This is a genomic window from Pseudomonas sp. DCA-1, from assembly GCF_046523955.1.
Lineage (GTDB): Bacteria > Pseudomonadota > Gammaproteobacteria > Pseudomonadales > Pseudomonadaceae > Aquipseudomonas > Aquipseudomonas putida_Y.
Genome location: NZ_CP169881.1, coordinates 1,996,146 through 2,014,989 on the forward strand (window position 1 = coordinate 1,996,146; position 18,844 = coordinate 2,014,989).

Annotated in this window: 20 protein-coding genes; all 20 read left to right on the forward strand. The window is 63.4% G+C overall.

Annotated features, from left to right (window positions below):
- Positions 1-93 precede the first annotated feature (93 nt).
- The 20 genes from fleQ to fliR all read left to right on the forward strand — a co-directional run bounded on the left by fleQ (position 94) and on the right by fliR (position 18,844).
- Positions 94-1,569, forward strand: a complete 1,476-nt coding sequence (gene fleQ, locus ACE4QZ_RS09580) for a transcriptional regulator FleQ (RefSeq protein WP_103462200.1) — start codon at positions 94-96, stop codon at positions 1,567-1,569.
- A gap of 202 nt (positions 1,570-1,771) precedes the next feature.
- Positions 1,772-2,989, forward strand: coding sequence for a sensor histidine kinase (locus ACE4QZ_RS09585; protein ID WP_103462201.1), 1,218 nt, complete (start codon positions 1,772-1,774; stop codon positions 2,987-2,989).
- On the forward strand, positions 2,989-4,344 hold the full coding sequence (locus tag ACE4QZ_RS09590) for a sigma-54-dependent transcriptional regulator (RefSeq protein ID WP_103462202.1): 1,356 nt from the start codon (positions 2,989-2,991) through the stop codon (positions 4,342-4,344). The genes ACE4QZ_RS09585 and ACE4QZ_RS09590 overlap by 1 nt, the downstream gene beginning before the upstream one ends.
- 136 nt (positions 4,345-4,480) lie before the next feature.
- A complete protein-coding gene (gene fliE / locus ACE4QZ_RS09595; RefSeq protein ID WP_003254438.1) occupies positions 4,481-4,813 on the forward strand; it encodes a flagellar hook-basal body complex protein FliE in 333 nt (110 codons plus the stop codon).
- Positions 4,814-4,828: 15 nt separating this feature from the next.
- Positions 4,829-6,607 (forward strand): flagellar basal-body MS-ring/collar protein FliF, encoded by a 1,779-nt coding sequence (gene fliF / locus ACE4QZ_RS09600; protein WP_103462203.1) that lies wholly within the window; start codon positions 4,829-4,831, stop codon positions 6,605-6,607.
- Entirely contained in the window at positions 6,600-7,619 is a 1,020-nt protein-coding gene (gene fliG, locus ACE4QZ_RS09605) for a flagellar motor switch protein FliG (RefSeq protein WP_003254434.1), read from the forward strand. The genes fliF and fliG overlap by 8 nt, the downstream gene beginning before the upstream one ends.
- Before the next feature lie 162 nt (positions 7,620-7,781).
- Entirely contained in the window at positions 7,782-8,576 is a 795-nt protein-coding gene (fliH, locus tag ACE4QZ_RS09610; RefSeq protein ID WP_103462204.1) for a flagellar assembly protein FliH, read from the forward strand.
- Positions 8,566-9,921, forward strand: coding sequence for a flagellar protein export ATPase FliI (gene fliI, locus ACE4QZ_RS09615; protein ID WP_103462205.1), 1,356 nt, complete (start codon positions 8,566-8,568; stop codon positions 9,919-9,921). Before fliH ends, fliI begins: the two co-directional genes overlap by 11 nt.
- Before the next feature lie 6 nt (positions 9,922-9,927).
- Positions 9,928-10,380, forward strand: a complete 453-nt coding sequence (gene fliJ, locus ACE4QZ_RS09620) for a flagellar export protein FliJ (protein WP_103462206.1) — start codon at positions 9,928-9,930, stop codon at positions 10,378-10,380.
- 308 nt (positions 10,381-10,688) lie between these two features.
- Positions 10,689-10,994, forward strand: a complete 306-nt coding sequence (locus tag ACE4QZ_RS09625) for an STAS domain-containing protein (RefSeq protein ID WP_103462207.1) — start codon at positions 10,689-10,691, stop codon at positions 10,992-10,994.
- Positions 10,995-11,002: 8 nt separating this feature from the next.
- On the forward strand, positions 11,003-12,694 hold the full coding sequence (locus ACE4QZ_RS09630; protein ID WP_103462208.1) for a fused response regulator/phosphatase: 1,692 nt from the start codon (positions 11,003-11,005) through the stop codon (positions 12,692-12,694).
- Positions 12,695-12,742: 48 nt separating this feature from the next.
- Complete coding sequence (locus ACE4QZ_RS09635; protein WP_004577674.1) at positions 12,743-13,090, forward strand: Hpt domain-containing protein; 348 nt, start codon at positions 12,743-12,745, stop codon at positions 13,088-13,090.
- Positions 13,091-13,161: 71 nt separating this feature from the next.
- A complete protein-coding gene (locus ACE4QZ_RS09640; RefSeq protein ID WP_103462209.1) occupies positions 13,162-14,421 on the forward strand; it encodes a flagellar hook-length control protein FliK in 1,260 nt (419 codons plus the stop codon).
- 155 nt (positions 14,422-14,576) lie between these two features.
- Positions 14,577-15,074 carry a flagellar basal body-associated protein FliL gene (gene fliL, locus ACE4QZ_RS09645; protein ID WP_103462210.1) on the forward strand — a complete coding sequence of 166 codons (498 nt, stop codon included), beginning with the start codon at positions 14,577-14,579 and terminating at the stop codon, positions 15,072-15,074.
- Between the two features lie 9 nt (positions 15,075-15,083).
- Positions 15,084-16,052, forward strand: coding sequence for a flagellar motor switch protein FliM (fliM, locus tag ACE4QZ_RS09650; RefSeq protein WP_021785186.1), 969 nt, complete (start codon positions 15,084-15,086; stop codon positions 16,050-16,052).
- 47 nt (positions 16,053-16,099) lie between these two features.
- Positions 16,100-16,567 (forward strand): flagellar motor switch protein FliN, encoded by a 468-nt coding sequence (gene fliN / locus ACE4QZ_RS09655; protein WP_029615633.1) that lies wholly within the window; start codon positions 16,100-16,102, stop codon positions 16,565-16,567.
- A 12-nt stretch (positions 16,568-16,579) separates the two neighbouring features.
- Positions 16,580-17,014 (forward strand): flagellar biosynthetic protein FliO, encoded by a 435-nt coding sequence (gene fliO, locus ACE4QZ_RS09660; RefSeq protein WP_050545952.1) that lies wholly within the window; start codon positions 16,580-16,582, stop codon positions 17,012-17,014.
- Positions 17,014-17,769, forward strand: coding sequence for a flagellar type III secretion system pore protein FliP (gene fliP / locus ACE4QZ_RS09665; RefSeq protein WP_003254415.1), 756 nt, complete (start codon positions 17,014-17,016; stop codon positions 17,767-17,769). Before fliO ends, fliP begins: the two co-directional genes overlap by 1 nt.
- 21 nt (positions 17,770-17,790) lie before the next feature.
- On the forward strand, positions 17,791-18,060 hold the full coding sequence (fliQ, locus tag ACE4QZ_RS09670) for a flagellar biosynthesis protein FliQ (RefSeq protein ID WP_103462211.1): 270 nt from the start codon (positions 17,791-17,793) through the stop codon (positions 18,058-18,060).
- A gap of 7 nt (positions 18,061-18,067) precedes the next feature.
- The gene (gene fliR, locus ACE4QZ_RS09675; RefSeq protein WP_103462212.1) at positions 18,068-18,844 is read left to right on the forward strand and encodes a flagellar biosynthetic protein FliR; all 777 of its coding nucleotides are present in this window, start codon (positions 18,068-18,070) and stop codon (positions 18,842-18,844) included.

The following is an 18,844-nucleotide window of genomic DNA, read 5'->3' on the forward strand; positions in this document are numbered from 1 at the left end:
GAATTTCAGACGTCCGAACACTGACCATTCAGTCGGAATGATGTCGAGCACGCCCCCGCAGGGCGCCGATATGACTAGGGAAGTTGCTATTGCATGTGGCGTGAAACCAAGATTCTGCTGATCGATGACGACAGCGCGCGCCGCCGCGACCTTGCGGTGGTGCTGAACTTCCTCGGCGAAGAAAACCTCGCGTGTGCCAGCCATGACTGGCAGCAGGCGGTCGAGCCATTGTCTTCGAGCCGCGAAGTGCTGTGCGTGCTCATCGGCACCGTAAATGCTCCGGGCAATCTGCTTGGGCTGCTTAAGACAGTGGCTACCTGGGATGAGTTCCTTCCGGTTCTGCTTTTAGGTGAAATTTCTTCTGCCGAGCTGCCGGAAGACCTTCGCCGCCGGGTGCTTTCCAACCTGGAAATGCCGCCAAGCTACAGCCAGCTGCTGGACTCGCTGCACCGTGCCCAGGTCTACCGCGAAATGTATGACCAGGCGCGTGAGCGCGGTCGCCAGCGCGAGCCCAATCTGTTCCGCAGCCTGGTTGGCACCAGTCGTGCCATTCAGCACGTGCGGCAGATGATGCAGCAAGTGGCGGATACCGACGCCAGCGTGCTGATCCTGGGTGAGTCCGGCACCGGCAAGGAAGTGGTAGCGCGCAACCTGCACTACCATTCCAAGCGCCGCGAAGCGCCGTTCGTGCCGGTCAACTGTGGCGCGATCCCGGCCGAGCTGCTGGAAAGCGAACTGTTCGGCCACGAGAAGGGCGCCTTTACCGGGGCCATCACCAGCCGTGCCGGGCGTTTCGAGCTGGCCAACGGTGGTACTCTGTTCCTCGATGAAATCGGCGACATGCCGTTGCCGATGCAGGTCAAGCTGCTGCGTGTGCTGCAGGAGCGCACCTTCGAGCGCGTGGGTAGCAACAAGACCCAGAGCATCGACGTGCGCATCATCGCTGCAACGCACAAAAACCTCGAAAACATGATCGAGGACGGTACCTTTCGCGAAGACCTGTACTACCGCCTGAACGTGTTCCCTATCGAGATGGCACCGCTGCGTGAGCGCGTGGAAGACATCCCGTTGCTGATGAACGAGCTGATTTCGCGCATGGAGCACGAGAAGCGCGGTTCCATTCGCTTCAATTCCGCCTCGATCATGTCGCTGTGTCGTCACGGCTGGCCGGGCAACGTGCGCGAGCTGGCCAACCTGGTCGAGCGCATGGCGATCATGCACCCGTACGGGGTCATTGGCGTGTCGGAACTGCCGAAGAAATTCCGCTATGTCGATGACGAAGACGAGCAGATGGTCGACAGCCTGCGCAGCGACCTTGAAGAGCGCGTGGCGATCAATGGCCACACACCAAACTTCAGCAACCACGCCATGCTGCCGCCCGAAGGCCTGGACCTCAAGGACTACCTGGGTAGCCTGGAGCAGGGCCTGATCCAGCAGGCGCTGGACGATGCCAGCGGTATCGTTGCGCGCGCGGCTGAACGTTTGCGTATTCGCCGTACCACCCTGGTCGAGAAGATGCGCAAGTACGGCATGAGCCGCCAGGGCGGCGAGGAACAGGCGGAAGATTGAAGCCTGGCGGTTGCCTATGCCGGCCTCTTCGCGGGCAAGCCCGCTCCCACAGGGATATCACCGAATTGAAGATGTGTATCGATCCTGTGGGAGCGGGCTTGCCCGCGAAGAGGCCGGCACAAATCCCTATCTCCGGCACGGCTATTGCTACACCGCTGGCAACACACCGTTTTTATGACGGTCAGCCACGCGAGAGAGCACGATGCCCCAGGCCGCCCACGTATCACGAGCCCCTGATCAGCAGGGGCAAACCCCGGTCGCGCAGGACAGCGGCCAGGGTATCGCGCAAGCCTTTGCCCTGTTCAACCAGGTGTCCAGCCAGCTGAGCCAGTCCTACAGCCTGCTCGAAGCCCGGGTCAGTGAGCTCAAAGGTGAGCTGGCCGTGGTCAGCGCCCAGCGCATCGACGAACTGAGCGAAAAGGAGCGCCTGGCCAACCGCCTGCAGAACCTGCTGGACTTGCTGCCCGGTGGGGTGATCGTGATCGACGGCCAAGGCCTGGTGCGCGAAGCCAACCCGGCCGCCTGCGAGTTGCTCGGCGATCCTCTGATCGGCCAGTTGTGGCGCCAGGTGATCGCCCGTAGCTTTGCCCCGCGCAAGGACGACGGCCACGAAGTCTCGCTGCGCGACGGCCGCCGCCTGTCGATTGCCACCCGCTCGCTGGATGCCGAGCCTGGCCAGTTGGTGCTGCTAAACGACCTGACTGAAACCCGTCGCCTCCAGGATCAACTGGCTCGCCACGAGCGGCTGTCGTCCTTGGGGCGCATGGTTGCCTCGCTGGCCCATCAGATTCGCACGCCGCTGTCGGCAGCCATGCTGTATGCCAGCCACCTGGCCGATAGCGAGCAAGCGCTGAGCGCGGAAACCCGCCTGCGGTTCGCCGCGACCTTGAAGGAGCGCCTGCACGAGCTGGAACACCAGGTGCGCGACATGCTGGTGTTTGCCCGTGGCGAGTTGCCGCTGGGGGATCGGGTGACCCCGAAAGCGCTGTTCCAGGCCCTGCAACAGGCGGCCCAGGCACATGTGCAGGGGCATGCCGTGCGCTGGCAGTGCGACAGTCATCTGGGCGAGTTGCTGTGCAACCGCGACACGCTGGTCGGCGCCTTGCTCAACCTGATTGAAAATGCCCTGCAGGCCAGCGATGGCCCGGCACGGCTGAAGGTGCACCTGTACCGCCGCGAACGTAGCTTGCACCTGTGTGTCAGCGATGCCGGCAGCGGCATCGATGCAGGCTTGCTCGGCCGTTTGGGCGAGCCGTTCCTTACCACCAAGGCCACCGGTACTGGCCTGGGCCTGGCCGTGGTCAAGGCGGTGGTGCGTGCGCATCAGGGCACGATCAACCTGCGCTCGAAAGTCGGCCGTGGTACCTGCGTGCGGGTAGAGCTGCCGTTGATCGACGGGCAATTGGCGGAGGGGGTGTAATGGCAATCAAGGTGCTGCTGGTCGAGGATGACCGCGTATTGCGCCAGGCGCTGGGCGATACCCTGGAAATCGGCGGGTTCGCCTATCAGGCGGTGGGCAGTGCCGAAGAAGCGCTGGAGGCGGTACTGGATGACGCGTTCAGCCTGGTGGTCAGTGACGTCAACATGCCCGGTATGGACGGGCACCAGTTGCTGAGCCAGCTGCGCCGCCAGCAGCCACAGTTGCCGGTGCTGTTGATGACGGCGCATGCCGCTGTCGAGCGTGCGGTCGAGGCCATGCGTCAAGGTGCCGCCGACTACCTGGTCAAACCGTTCGAGCCCAAGGCGCTGCTCAGCCTCGTGGAGCGGCATGCCGCCGGGCGGGTCACCGGCGAAGAAGGGCCGGTGGCTTGCGAGCCGGCCAGTCGCCAGTTGCTGGAGCTGGCGGCCCGTGTGGCGCGCAGTGACTCGACCGTGCTGATTTCCGGCGAGTCCGGTACTGGCAAGGAAGTGCTGGCGCGCTACATTCACCAGCAATCGCCGCGTGCGGCGCAGCCCTTTGTGGCGATCAACTGCGCGGCGATCCCCGACAACATGCTCGAGGCCACCCTGTTCGGCCACGAGAAGGGTGCCTTCACCGGCGCTATCGCGGCTCAGGCTGGCAAGTTCGAGCAGGCTGAAGGCGGCACCCTGCTGCTGGACGAAATCTCGGAGATGCCCATGGCCTTGCAGGCCAAGCTGCTGCGTGTGCTGCAGGAGCGCGAGGTGGAGCGGGTAGGCGGGCGCAAGCCGATCAGCCTGGATATTCGGGTGCTGGCCACCACCAACCGCGACCTGGCCGGCGAAGTGGCGGCCGGGCGCTTCCGCGAAGACCTGTACTACCGCCTGTCGGTGTTCCCGCTGGCCTGGCGCCCGCTGCGTGAGCGGCCGGGCGATATCCTGCAGCTGGCCGAGCGATTGCTGGCGCGCCATGTGGCCAAGATGAAGCACGCCCCGGTGCGCCTCTCGCCAGCGGCTCGGGCCTGCCTGCAGGCATATGCCTGGCCGGGCAACGTGCGCGAACTGGACAACGCCCTGCAGCGGGCGTTGATTCTGCAGCAGGGGGGCGTGATCGAGGCGGCGGATTTTTGTCTGGCAGGCGCCATTCCATTGTCGGCCGGCACCGAGCCATCTCTCGAGGTGGTTGCTGATGCCGGCGGCCTGGGGGATGACATGCGTCGTCACGAGTACCAGATGATCATCGACACCCTGCGCGCCGAGCGCGGCCGCCGCAAAGAGGCGGCCGAACGCCTGGGGATCAGTCCGCGTACGTTGCGCTACAAGCTGGCGCAGATGCGCGATGCCGGGTTTGACGTCGAGGCCAGTCTGTTCGGCTGACCCTCGGCTCCGTTGTGAACCCGCCCCCACAGGGGTTGTGTTGCCTGAACTCTGTAGGCTGGCACCTTTGTTGCTTTAGGTAGGTCATTCGCCGCATGACTGTCAAAAAAATGCGGCCGCAGGAGAGAGAAGGGTCATGAGCCAAGGTGTTGAATTCAATCGTCTGATGCTGGACATGCGGGCCATGCAGGCCGATGCCATGTCGCTGCCCAAGGTAACCGCCGCCCCCGAGCTGGCGCCAGGGCAAAGTACCTTCGCCGACATGCTCGGCCAGGCCATCGGCAAGGTGCATGAGACGCAGCAGGCCTCGACCCAACTGGCCAACGCGTTCGAAATCGGCAAGAGCGGCGTCGACCTGACTGACGTGATGATCGCTTCACAAAAGGCCAGCGTGTCGATGCAAGCCATGACCCAGGTACGCAACAAGCTGGTCCAGGCGTATCAGGACATCATGCAGATGCCGGTTTGAGGACGGATGTAACCCATGGCTGAAGCAGTCGTCGAAAACGCCCCCGCCAAAGCTGGCTCGCCAGCGGCCAAGCCGCCGCTGTTTGGCATGGCGTTTCTGGAAAACATCTCGCAGATGCCCATGCTGCGCCAGATCGGCCTCATGGTCGGCCTGGCGGCCAGCGTGGCCATCGGCTTTGCCGTGGTGCTGTGGTCGCAACAACCCGATTACCGTCCGTTGTACGGCAGCCTGTCGGGCATGGACACCAAGCAGGTCATGGACACCCTGGCCGCTGCTGACATCTCCTATAACGTGGAGCCCAACTCGGGGGCCCTGCTGGTCAAGGCCGACGACCTCTCCCGTGCGCGCCTGAAACTGGCAGCCGCCGGTGTGGCGCCGAGCGACGGCAATGTCGGCTTCGAGCTGCTCGACAAGGAGCAGGGCCTGGGTACCAGCCAGTTCATGGAAGCCACCCGTTACCGCCGCAGCCTGGAAGGCGAACTGGCCCGTACCGTTTCCAGCCTCAACAACGTCAAGGCCGCGCGCGTGCACCTGGCCATTCCGAAAAGTTCGGTGTTCGTGCGTGATGAGCGCAAGCCCAGCGCCTCGGTACTGGTCGAGCTTTACCCAGGCCGCGCACTGGAAGCCGGGCAGGTGATGGCCATCGTCAACCTGGTCGCCACCAGTGTGCCGGAACTGGACAAGTCCCAGGTCACCGTCGTCGACCAGAAGGGCAACCTGCTGTCCGATCAGATTCAGGATTCCGCGCTGACCCAGGCTGGCAAGCAGTTCGACTACAGCCGCCGGGTGGAAAGCATGCTCACCCAGCGCGTGCACAATATCCTGCAGCCGGTGCTGGGCAACGACCGCTACAAGGCCGAAGTGTCCGCCGACCTTGACTTCAGCGCGGTCGAGTCCACCTCCGAACAGTTCAACCCCGACCAGCCGGCGTTGCGCAGCGAGCAGTCGGTCGACGAACAACGTGCCAGCAGCCAAGGCCCGCAAGGCGTGCCTGGCGCGCTGAGCAACCAGCCGCCAGGCGCCGCTTCGGCACCGCAGACCACTGGTGGCGCGGCTACCCCGGCTGCTGCCATTCAGCCTGGCCAACCGCTGGTGGATGCCAACGGCCAGCAGATCATGGACCCGGCCACCGGTCAGCCGATGCTCGCGCCGTACCCGTCAGACAAACGTCAGCAAAGCACCAAGAACTTCGAGCTGGACCGTTCCATCAGCCACACCCGTCAGCAGCAGGGGCGCATGACCCGCCTGTCGGTAGCGGTGGTGGTGGACGACCAGGTCAAGGTCGACCCGGCCACAGGCGATACCACACGGGCGCCATGGGGCGCCGAGGACCTGGCGCGCTTTACCCGCCTGGTACAGGACGCCGTCGGCTTCGATGCCAGCCGTGGCGACAGCGTGACGGTGATCAACGTGCCGTTCGCCGCCGACCGTGGCGAGGAAATCGCCGACATCGCCTTCTACCAGCAGCCTTGGTTCTGGGATATCGTCAAGCAGGTGCTGGGCGTGGTGTTCATCCTGGTGCTGGTGTTCGGCGTGCTGCGGCCAGTGCTGAACAACATTACCGGGGGCGGCAAGCAGGCTGCCCCGGATAGCGACATGGAGCTGGGCGGCATGATGGGTCTGGATGGCGAACTGGCCAACGACCGCGTCAGCCTGGGTGGCCCGACAAGCATTCTGCTGCCTAGCCCGAGCGAGGGTTACGAGGCACAGCTCAACGCAATCAAAGGCCTGGTGGCCGAAGACCCGGGCCGTGTGGCTCAGGTCGTGAAAGACTGGATCAACGCCGATGAGTGATAACCGAGCCGTTACCGCCAAGCTGAGCCGCGTCGACAAGGCGGCGATCCTCCTGCTCTCGCTGGGCGAGACCGATGCGGCCCAGGTGCTGCGGCACATGGGCCCGAAGGAAGTGCAGCGGGTGGGTGTGGCCATGGCGCAGATGGGCAATGTGCACCGTGACCAGGTCGAACAGGTGATGAGCGAGTTCGTCGACATCGTCGGCGACCAGACCAGCCTGGGCGTTGGGTCTGATGCGTACATTCGCAAGATGCTCAACCAGGCTCTGGGCGAGGACAAGGCCAACGGCCTGGTCGACCGCATCCTGCTTGGCGGCAATACCAGCGGCCTGGACAGCCTCAAGTGGATGGAGCCGCGTGCCGTGGCCGACGTGATCCGCTACGAGCACCCACAGATCCAGGCCATCGTTGTCGCCTATCTCGACCCGGACCAGGCCGGTGAAGTGCTGAGCAACTTCGACCACAAGGTGCGCCTGGACATCGTCTTGCGCGTGTCATCGCTAAACACCGTGCAGCCGGCGGCGCTGAAGGAACTGAACCAGATTCTCGAGAAGCAGTTCTCGGGCAACTCCAACGCCGCGCGCACCACCCTGGGTGGCATCAAGCGGGCGGCCGACATCATGAACTTCCTCGACAGCTCGGTGGAAGGCGCACTGATGGACGCGATCCGCGAAATCGACAGCGACCTGTCGGAGCAGATCGAAGACTTGATGTTTGTCTTCAACAACCTGGCCGACGTCGACGACCGGGGCATCCAGGCGCTGTTGCGCGAAGTGTCCTCCGACGTGTTGGTGGTGTCGCTCAAGGGCGCCGACGAGCGGGTCAAGGACAAGATCTTCAAGAACATGTCCAAACGTGCTTCGGAGCTGCTGCGCGACGACCTGGAGGCCAAGGGGCCGGTACGGGTCAGCGACGTGGAAACCGCGCAGAAAGAAATCCTCACCATTGCCCGGCGCATGGCCGAGGCCGGCGAGATCGTGCTCGGCGGCAAGGGTGCCGAGGAAATGATCTAAGGTATTCGCGATCCCATAGCCGACGCCACCTTAAGTAGGAGCGGTTTTACCCGCGAAGGCGTCGGTCCTGGCAATCGAGGTTGTCGCTGCCGACGCATTCGCGGGTGAACCCGCTCCTACAAGGGACCGTGTCGGCCGAACATGGTTTGAGAACATGACAGCATGCCCACCAAAGAACACCACCCCAGCGACCTGATACGCGCCCGCGACCTCGAGGGCGTGGACGTGTGGACGCTGCCAAGCTTCGACCCGGAACCGGAGCCTGCGCCCGAGCCAGAGCCGGAACCCGAGGTCATCGAGGAAGAAATCGAGGAAGTGCCGCTGGAAGAAGTCCAGCCACTGACCCTGGAAGAGCTCGAAGCCATCCGTCAGGAGGCCTACAACGAGGGTTTCGCCACCGGTGAGCGCGAGGGCTTCCACAGCACCCAGCTCAAGGTCCGGCAGGAGGCCGAAGAGGCCCTGAAAGCCAAGCTCGACAGCCTCGAACGGCTGATGGCCAACCTGATGGAGCCGATCGCCGAGCAGGACACGCAGATCGAGAAAAGCCTGGTACACCTGATCGCGCACATGAGCCGCCAGGTGATTGGCCGCGAGCTGCGCAACGATTCCAGCCAGATCACTCAGGTGCTGCGCGAAGCGCTCAAGCTGCTGCCCATGGGGGCGGACAATATCCGCATCCACCTCAACCCGCAGGATTTCGAGCTGGCCAAAGCCCTGCGCGAACGCCATGAGGAGAACTGGCGGCTGCTGGAAGACAGTGCGCTGCTGCCGGGTGGTTGCCGCATCGAGACGGCCCACAGCCGCATCGATGCCACCATGGAGACGCGTATCGAAAAAGCGGTGGCGCAGCTGTTCGACCAGTTGCATGACCAATCCTTGCACCCGGCAGCGCCAGACATGTCGACAGACCTGGATGCGCCGGTCGAGCGTACCGTGGACAGCCCAGATGCACCTTGAGCGCACCAGCTTCGGCAAGCGCCTGGGCACTTACGCTGAGGCCATCGCGCTGCCGGCCCAGCCCATCGTCGAAGGCCGCTTGCTGCGCATGGTCGGCCTCACCCTGGAAGCCGAAGGCCTGCGCGCAGCAGTGGGCAGCCGCTGCCTGGTGATCAACGACGACAGTTATCACCCGGTGCAGGTCGAGGCTGAAGTCATGGGCTTTGCCGGGCCCAAGGTGTTTCTGATGCCGGTGGGCAGCATCGTCGGGATTGCCCCGGGGGCCCGGGTAGTGCCGCTGGATGACGGTGGCCGCCTGCCCATGGGCATGAGCATGCTGGGCCGGGTGCTCGACGGCGCCGGCCGCGCGCTGGATGGCAAGGGCGGGATGAAGGCCGAGGACTGGGTGCCGATGGACGGCCCGGTGATCAATCCGCTCAACCGCGACCCTATCAGCAAGCCGCTGGATGTGGGTATTCGCAGTATCAACGGCCTGCTTACCGTCGGCCGTGGCCAGCGTCTAGGCCTGTTTGCCGGTACCGGGGTGGGTAAATCGGTGTTGCTGGGCATGATGACCCGCTTCACCGAAGCCGAAATCATCGTGGTCGGCCTGATCGGTGAGCGGGGGCGCGAGGTGAAGGAGTTCATCGAGCATATCCTCGGTGAAGAGGGCCTCAAGCGCTCGGTGGTGGTGGCTTCGCCGGCCGACGATGCGCCGCTGATGCGCCTGCGTGCCGCCATGTATTGCACACGCATTGCCGAATACTTCCGCGACAAAGGCAAGAATGTGCTGTTGCTGATGGACTCGTTGACCCGTTTCGCCCAGGCCCAGCGAGAAATTGCCTTGGCCATCGGCGAGCCGCCGGCCACCCGCGGTTACCCGCCCTCGGTGTTTGCCAAGCTACCCAAGCTGGTCGAGCGGGCAGGCAATGGCGAACCCGGCGGTGGTTCGATCACTGCGTTCTATACCGTGCTGTCCGAAGGCGACGACCAGCAAGACCCGATCGCCGACTCGGCGCGGGGCGTGCTAGACGGCCACTTTGTGCTGTCGCGTCGGCTGGCTGAGGAAGGCCATTACCCGGCCATCGACATCGAAGCGTCGATCAGTCGGGTCATGCCCCAAGTGGTCGATGCCGACCACTTGCGCCAGGCGCAGAAGTTCAAGCAACTGTGGTCGCGTCTGTCGCAAAGCCGCGACCTGATCAGCGTGGGTGCCTATGTGGCCGGCGGTGATCCGGAGACCGACCTGGCCATTGCCTTGCAATCGAAGCTGGTGGAGTTCCTGCGCCAGGGCCTGCGCGAGAACGTGGGTATGGCGCAGAGCCGCGAACAGCTGGGGGCGATTTTCACGCCCCCGGCAGGTTGATAAGCCATGGCGCAGCCTGGGCGTGCCGCTCGCCTGGCGCCGGTGGTGGACATGGCCGAAGAGGCCGAGCGCAAGGCGGCTCAGCGCCTTGGCCACTTTCAGCAGCAGGTGGCCACGGCCCAGGCCAAGCTGGCTGAGCTGGAGCGCTTTCGCGAGGATTACCAGCTGCAGTGGATCAACCGCGGCGGGCAAGGGGTCAATGGCAGTTGGCTGGTCAATTACCAGCGTTTTCTCGGGCAGTTGGAAACGGCCATGACCCAGCAGCGCCAGAGCCTGGTCTGGCACCAGAACAACCTCAACAACGCGCGTGGTACCTGGCAGCAGGCCTATGCCCGGGTGGAGGGTTTGCGCAAGCTGGTGCAGCGTTACCAGGACGAGGCCCGGCGCGCTGAAGACAAGCGTGAGCAGCGCTTGCTGGATGAGCTGTCGCAGCGCCTGCCGCGGCAAAACCATCTATAGGTGTTCGCCGCAGGCCTTGCAGCGGAATAATTGGCCCGAAACAAATGAGAGGTCTTGCCCGCGAATGCGGTGGCGGCTGCGACGGTGTATGACCGGGTATATTGGCTGGCAGGTCCGGCCTATTCGCGGGTGAACCCGCTCCTGCCACGGTATTGGGCGACACCACCGATTGATGTAGGAGCGGGTTTACCCGCGAAGGGGCCGGTACAGGCCATCAAAGCCATGAGCCTGCATCCGCTTGCCACCCCCACCTTCGCCTGCTAAACCTTAAAGCAGTTGCATCCGCCATCATCGAAGGAATCGCTAGCATGGCAGTCGAGACTGATTTTTCGCAGGACGGGAAAAAGCTGACCATCAAGATCAAGGGGCGCTTCGATTTCGGCAAGCATCAGGAGTTTCGCGAAGCCTACGAACGCCAGCCCAGGCGGCCGGATTCGGTGGTCGTCGACCTGAAGGATACCACCTACCTCGACAGCTCCGCGCTTGGCATGCTGCTGTTGCTACGCGACCACGCGGGCGGTGATGAGTCGGATGTACGTGTGGTGCATGCCAGCTCCGACGTGCGCAAGATTCTCGCCATCTCCAATTTCGAAAAACTCTTCGATATCAGTTGAGCGCCGACATGCCGGCCGAACAGGCGTTGACCGTGCTGGTCGCCGAAGACAGTGCTGTCGATCGCCTGCTGCTTTCGCAGATCGTGCGCCGCCAGGGGCATCAGGTATTCACTGCGGAGAACGGCGAGCAAGCGGTAGCGCTGTTCATCGAGCGGCGCCCCCAGTTGGTGCTGCTGGACGCCCTGATGCCGGTCATGGATGGCTTCGAGGCGGCGCGGCAGATCAAGGCATTGGCTGGCGAAGCGCTGGTGCCGATCATTTTCCTGACTTCGCTGAATGAAGAGGAAGGCCTGGTGCGTTGCCTTGAGGCGGGGGGCGATGATTTCATGGCCAAGCCCTACAGCGCGGTGATCCTCGCTGCCAAGATTCGCGCCATGGACCGTCTGCGCCGGTTGCAGGCTACCGTGCTGGCGCAGCGCGACCAGATCACACGGCATCACCATCACCTGCTTAACGAGCAGCGGGTGGCCAAGGCGGTGTTCGACAAAGTGGCCCACTCTGGATGCCTTTCTGCGCCCAACATTCGCTACCTGCAATCGCCTTACGCGCTGTTCAATGGTGACCTGATGCTGGCGGCATTTACCCCGGCCGGCGACATGCGTGTGCTGCTCGGCGATTTCACCGGTCACGGCCTGCCAGCCGCGGTCGGCACCTTGCCGATGGCTGAGGTGTTCTACGGCATGACCGCCAAGGGCCACGGCATGGCGCAGATCCTGCGCGAGATGAATGCCAAGCTCAAGCGCATCCTGCCGGTAGACATGTTCTGCTGTGCGCTGCTGCTCAACCTCAGCATGCAGCGCGGCACGGTGGAGGTGTGGAATGGCGGTATGCCCGATGGGTATCGCCTGTCGGTGGATGGCCAGGTGCTGTCGGTACTGGGTTCGCGGCACCTGCCGCTGGGCATTCTGGCCGCTGAGCGCTTCGATGACAGCACTGAGGTGTTGCCGCTGGCACCGGACGAGCGCCTTTTGCTGCTGTCGGATGGTGTGCTCGATACCGCCGACGACCAGGAGCGCCTGTTTGGCGTGCAGCGCCTGCGAGCGGTACTGGCCGACAACCGCGACCCTGTGCAGTTGTTCGACGAGCTGATGCTGGCCCTGGAGCGTTTTGGGGGGCAGCCGCGCGATGACATCAGCTTGTGCGACATCCGCATGTTCACTGCCGAGGAGCGGGTGTCAGCACCGATGATCTACTCTGATAGCGGCCGTTCCAGCCCGTTGGACTGGTCGCTGGCCTTTGAGGTGCGCGGCGAAAGCCTTAAGCGCTTCAACCCTGTGCCGTACCTGGTGCAGTTATTGCAGGAAATTCATGGCCTGCGCGCACGTGCGGGCAACCTGCACAGTGTGCTTAGCGAGTTGTATTCCAATGCGCTGGAGCATGGTGTGCTGGGCCTGGACTCGCAGCTCAAGCGCGATGTGCAAGGCTTTACCGACTATTACCAGGAGCGCGCCCGGCGGCTGGGCTCGCTGACCGAAGGCTTTGTAAGCATCGATTTCAAGGTTGAACCGCATGGCGGCGGTGGGCGTCTGATGATCGAGGTGCGCGACAGCGGTGCCGGCTTTGACGTGCAGCGAGTGCTTTCGCGGCCTTCGCTGGATCAGGGGCTGAGTGGTCGCGGTCTGAATCTGGTGCGGCAGTTGGCCAGTGACGCGCGCTGGAGTGAGGGCGGGCGTTGCGCGCATGTGGAGTTCGTATGGTGAGCCGCTGGTTGGCTCGGGCATAATCTGGCTTGATCAAGGAGTGAACAAGTGACTGACATGCATATTGACCACAAGGTACTCAGTGACCTGCGTGAGGTCATGGAAGATGGCTACCTGCAGTTGGTGCAGACTTTTCTCGATGACTCAGAGCGGCGTCTTGGGCAGTTGCACGCGGCCAAAAGCGCAGAGGAGCTTGGCGCGGCGGCTCACAGTTTCAAGGGCAGCAGCAGCAACATGGGCGCTGTGGCTTTGGCCAGCCTGTGTCAACAGCTTGAAGAGCGCGCGCGGCGGCCCCCGTTGTACGGTATCGAAGACTTGATCAGCCGCATCGACATGGAATTCGTCGTGGTGCAGCACTTTTACCGTGGTGAGCAGCAGCGTATTTCCGCAGGCTGATAGGCGAGTTGGCGCGAGTCTTGCTTGTCTCTGTCTCGACGATTTTTTGTTTCTGGCGCGGAGACCGCTCGATGCCTGTCGCACCTAACCCATTGTTGCAAGCCAATGCCCTCGGCAAAACCACGCGTTCGGCCACCGTGCAGGCGGACAAGCCGCTGCAGGCGCAGGGCGACAAGGGCAATGCCTTTGGCCAGATGATGGCCAGGCAGGGCCGCGACAAGGTTGTAGGGCAGGATGACAAGGTCGCTCCGGCCAAGCCCAAGGACAAGCCTGATGCGGCAACGGGCGGCAAGAAAGACCCGGCTGGCAAGGCTGCAGTTGCCGATGGCGGCAACAAGTTGCCAGAAGGCGATTCGGCCCAGGCCGATGCGGGTGTGCGCGACGCCAGCCTGGTGGCTGGTCAGGTCACCGATGCCCAGCCTGGCGCGCAACTGATCCAGGCGCAGGCCGAGGCGGTGGCGCCAGTGCTTCAGGCGGCCACGGCGCAAAGCCAGGTTGCTGCGGCATTGCCTGAAGAGCCGTCTGCCGAGGAGGCCTTCGACCCGGATGCTGACCCCCTGGCCAACTTGCCGACCCTGCGCTTGGCGCTGGAGCACAGTGCCCAGGCCAAAGGTGGCACCTCGGCACATGCCCTTGATGCTGCCCAGGCTCAGGGCGAGGAAGGGCGGGCAGCCGTCAATACCTTGGCGAATCTGGTCGAGAATGCCGATGGCGAAAGCGCCGAGTCCGGTGACAAGGCCTTTGGCGCCTTGCTTGAAGACGGCCTTAAGGACACCAAGAGTGCCAGCAGCGACACCCGCGTCGATGATTTTGCCAACCGCCTGGCCAACCTGACCCAGGCGGCCACGGCCAAGACCGCCAACGCCGTACCGGCCAATGCGAGCCCGTTGCATCAGCCATTGCCGATGAACCAGAACGCTTGGGCCGAGGGCCTGGTCAACCGGGTCATGTACCTGTCCAGCCAGAACCTCAAGTCAGCTGATATCCAGCTGGAGCCGGCAGAACTCGGTCGCCTCGACATTCGCGTCAATGTTGCGGCGGATCAGGCCACCCAGGTTACCTTCATCAGCGGCCACGCCGGCGTACGTGATGCCCTCGACAGCCAGGTGCACCGCTTGCGCGAACTGTTTGCCCAGCAGGGGCTGGCGCAGCCGGATGTCAACGTGGCTGACCAGTCGCGCGAGCAGCAACAGCAGCAGGGGCAGGGCAGCAACCTGTCCGGAGTGGCGGCGCGCCGGGCCGAGCAGGGTGGGACCGAGGCGGTCGACAGCGCCCGGCCTTTGGAGCGGCAGGTGGTTGTCGGCGACAGTGCGGTCGATTACTACGCCTGATAGCTATTGGCCTGGGCTGGCTTCTTCGCGGGCGAGCCCGCGAAGAGGCCAGCACCGCAAACCTGCTGGAATCCATCCACTGCAAAATCTGGCATAACACTTGCTCAAGCCAAGCCATCCTCCCTTGAACCCCCGATGGACGACGGATTATTGGCATGGCGAAGAGCGAAGCAGTCAAAGACCCCGCCACTAAAGGCAAACTCAAGCTGATCCTGCTGGCCGTGGTAGGCCTGTTGCTGGCGATCGGCCTTTCGGTGGGCGCTACCTGGTTCATCATGCACAAGAGCGAGCCGGCTCCTCCCACCGAGGCTGCGGCCAGCAACGTCAAGCCAGCGGCGATCTACGAAGCGCTGACCCCGGCCTTCGTGGTCAACTTCAACCAGAACGGCCGTCAGCGCTACATGCAGTTGAGCATCACCCTGCAGGCGCGTAACCAGGCCGATCTGGATGCGCTCAAGGTGCACATGCCGGTGATCCGCAACAACCTGGTGATGATGTTCTCCGGGCAAGGCTTCGACGCCCTGGCCAGCAGCCCGGTAGGGCAGGAGATGTTGCGCCAGAAGGCCACCGCAGTGGTCCAGGAAGTGGCGCAGAAGGAAGTCGGCAAGCCGGTCGTTGACCAGTTGCTGTTCACCAATTTCGTATTGCAGTAGGAGTCCGCAATGGCCGTACAGGACCTGCTGTCCCAGGATGAAATTGATGCCCTGTTGCACGGCGTCGACGACGGTCTGGTGCAGACCGAGAGTGCATCCGAGCCTGGCAGCATCAAGAGCTACGACCTGACCAGCCAGGATCGGATCGTACGGGGTCGCATGCCGACCCTGGAAATGATCAACGAACGCTTCGCCCGCTACACCCGTATCAGCATGTTCAACCTGCTACGCCGCTCCGCAGACGTGGCCGTGGGTGGCGTGCAGGTAATGAAGTTCGGCGAATACGTGCACTCGCTGTACGTGCCCACCAGCCTCAACCTGGTCAAGATCAAGCCGCTGCGCGGCACTTCGCTGTTCATCCTTGACGCCAAGCTGGTGTTCAAGCTGGTGGACAACTTCTTTGGCGGCGACGGCCGTCACGCCAAGATCGAAGGGCGTGAATTCACCCCGACCGAACTGCGCGTGGTGCGCATGGTGCTGGACCAGTGTTTCGTCGACCTCAAGGAAGCCTGGCAGGCGATCATGCCGGTCACCTTCGAGTACATGAACTCCGAGGTCAACCCGGCCATGGCCAACATTGTCGGCCCCAGCGAAGCGGTGGTGGTGTCCACCTTCCACATCGAACTGGACGGCGGTGGCGGCGATCTACACGTGACCATGCCGTACTCGATGATCGAGCCGGTGCGGGAAATGCTCGATGCCGGTTTCCAGTCGGACCTGGACGACCAGGACGAGCGCTGGGTCAAGGCCCTGCGCGAGGACGTGCTGGACGTGGCCGTGCCGATGAGCGCCACGGTCGCCCGGCGCCAGTTGAAGCTGCGCGACATTTTGCACATGCAGCCGGGTGACGTGATCCCGGTCGAGCTGCCCGAGCACCTGGTGCTGCGCGCTAACGGGGTGCCCGCGTTCAAGGCGCGGCTGGGCTCGCACAAGGGCAATTTGGCCCTGCAGATCATCGACCCGATCGAACGCCGCTGACGGTGTGCCGGTCGCTTACAACGAATTGAATGCCTGTCGAGGAAATCATGGCTAACGAAAACGAGATCACCTCCCCAGAGGACCAGGCGCTGGCCGATGAGTGGGCCGCAGCGTTGGAAGAAACCGGTTCAGCCGGGCAGGCCGACATCGATGCACTGCTGGGCGGGGACACCGGCAGCAGCAGCGGCCCTGGCCGCCTGCCGATGGAAGAATTCGCCAGCTCGCCGAAGCCGAACGAAAATGTCAGCCTCGAAGGCCCGAACCTGGACGTGATCCTGGACATCCCGGTGAACATTTCCATGGAGGTGGGCAGTACCGAGATCAACATCCGCAACTTGCTGCAGCTCAACCAGGGCTCGGTGATCGAGCTCGACCGCCTGGCCGGCGAGCCGCTCGACGTGCTGGTCAACGGCACGCTGATCGCCCATGGCGAAGTGGTTGTGGTCAACGAAAAGTTCGGCATTCGCCTGACCGACGTGATCAGCCCCAGCGAACGTATCAAGAAGCTGCGCTGAGTGAAGGGCACGATGCGCGCCATCGCTGCGGCAGCGGTGCTGTTCGCCAGCCACGCCTGCCTGGCGGCGGCCACGCCAGCAGCCACCCCGGCGGCTCAACCTGGCAGTCTCGGCGGGCAGCTGGCGCAGATGGTCTTGGGCCTGCTACTGGTGGTGGGCCTGATCTTCTTCCTGGCCTGGCTGCTGCGGCGCCTGCAGAGCACCGCAGTGAAGGGTGGGCAGGTGATCGAGATCGTCGGCAGTCGTGCCATCGGCCCGCGTGACCGCCTGCTGCTGGTGCAGGTGGGCAAGGAGCAGATCCTGATCGGCCATACCCCCGGCAGTATCGAGGCCCTGCACGTACTGGCCGAACCCGTGGAAGTGCCGGCAAGCGTCCGTCAGGCGACGCCGGAGTTTGCCCAGCGGCTGATGGAGCTGATGGGCAAGGACCCTAAGGACAACAAGTGATGAGCGGCGCGCTGCGTACGTTGTTGACTCTGGCGCTGCTGCTGGCTGCGCCGCTGGCCCTGGCCGCCGACCCGCTGTCGATCCCGGCCATCACCCTGTCCAACACCCCGGACGGGCAGCAGGAATATTCGGTCAGCCTGCAAATCCTGCTGATCATGACCGCGCTGAGCTTCATCCCGGCGTTCGTCATCCTGATGACCAGCTTTACCCGCATCATCATCGTGTTCTCGATCCTGCGCCAGGCCCTGGGCCTGCAGCAGACACCGTCCAACCAGCTGTTGACCGGCATGGCGCTGTTCCTGACCATGTTCATCATGGCCCCGGTGTTCGATCGGGTGAACCAGGACGCGCTACAGCCGTACCTGAAGGAGCAGATGACTGCCCAGCAGGCTATCGACAAGGCCCAGGGGCCGCTCAAGGACTTCATGCTGGCGCAAACCCGGCAAAGCGACCTCGACCTGTTCATGCGCCTGTCCAAGCGTACCGACATCGCCGGCCCCGACCAGGTGCCGCTGACGATCCTGGTGCCGGCGTTCGTCACTTCCGAGCTGAAGACGGCGTTCCAGATCGGTTTCATGATCTTCATCCCGTTCCTGATCATCGACATGGTCGTGGCCAGTGTGCTGATGGCCATGGGTATGATGATGCTGTCGCCGCTGATCATTTCGCTGCCGTTCAAGATCATGCTGTTCGTGCTGGTCGATGGCTGGGCGTTGATCATGGGCACTCTGGCCAGCAGTTTCGGCGGCGTCTGACGCCGTCAAGGAGAGCCGCCGATGACACCTGAAGTAGCTGTCGACCTGTTTCGTGATGCCCTGTGGCTGACCACCCTCATGGTCGCCGTGCTGGTGGTGCCGAGCCTGTTGGTGGGCCTGGTGGTGGCAATGTTCCAGGCTGCCACGCAGATCAACGAACAGACCTTGAGCTTTTTGCCGCGCCTGCTGGTGATGCTGATCACGCTGATCGTCGCCGGGCCGTGGCTGGTGCAGAAGTTCATGGAGTACTTCACCACCCTTTACACCAACATCCCGCAGCTCATTGGTTGACGCGGCGATGCTGGAGCTGACCGACACGCAGATTGGCACCTGGGTCGCCACCTTCATCCTGCCGTTGTTCAGGGTGACTGCTGTGCTGATGACCATGCCGATCTTCGGTACCCGCATGTTGCCGGCGCGGATTCGCCTGTACGTGGCGGTGGCAGTTACTGTGGTGATCGTGCCGGCATTGCCGCCGTTGCCCGAGTTCGACCCGTTAAGCCTGCGCGGTATGCTGCTGTGCGCCGAGCAGATCATCATCGGTGCGCTGTTTGGCCTGGCCTTGCAGTTGCTGTTTCAGGCTTTCGTGGTGGCCGGGCAAATCGTCGCGGTACAGATGGGCATGGCGTTCGCCTCGATGGTCGACCCCGCCAATGGTGTCAACGTCACCGTAATCAGCCAGTTCATGACCATGCTGGTGAGTGTGCTGTTCCTGCTGATGAACGGCCACTTGGTGGTGTTCGAGGTGCTGACCGAAAGTTTTACCACCCTGCCTGTGGGGAGTGCGCTGGTGGTCAACCACTTCTGGGAGCTGGCCGGGCGCATGGGCTGGGTGTTCGGTGCTGGCCTGCTGTTGATTCTGCCGGTGATCGCTGCGCTGCTGGTGGTGAACATTGCCTTTGGCGTAATGACCCGCGCCGCGCCGCAGCTGAACATTTTCTCCATCGGCTTCCCGCTGACCCTGGTCATGGGCATGTTCATCTTCTGGGTCGGCCTGGCCGATGTACTGTCCCACTATCAGGCATTGGCCAGCGAAACGCTGCAATGGCTGCGTGAGCTGGCGAGGGTGCGCTGA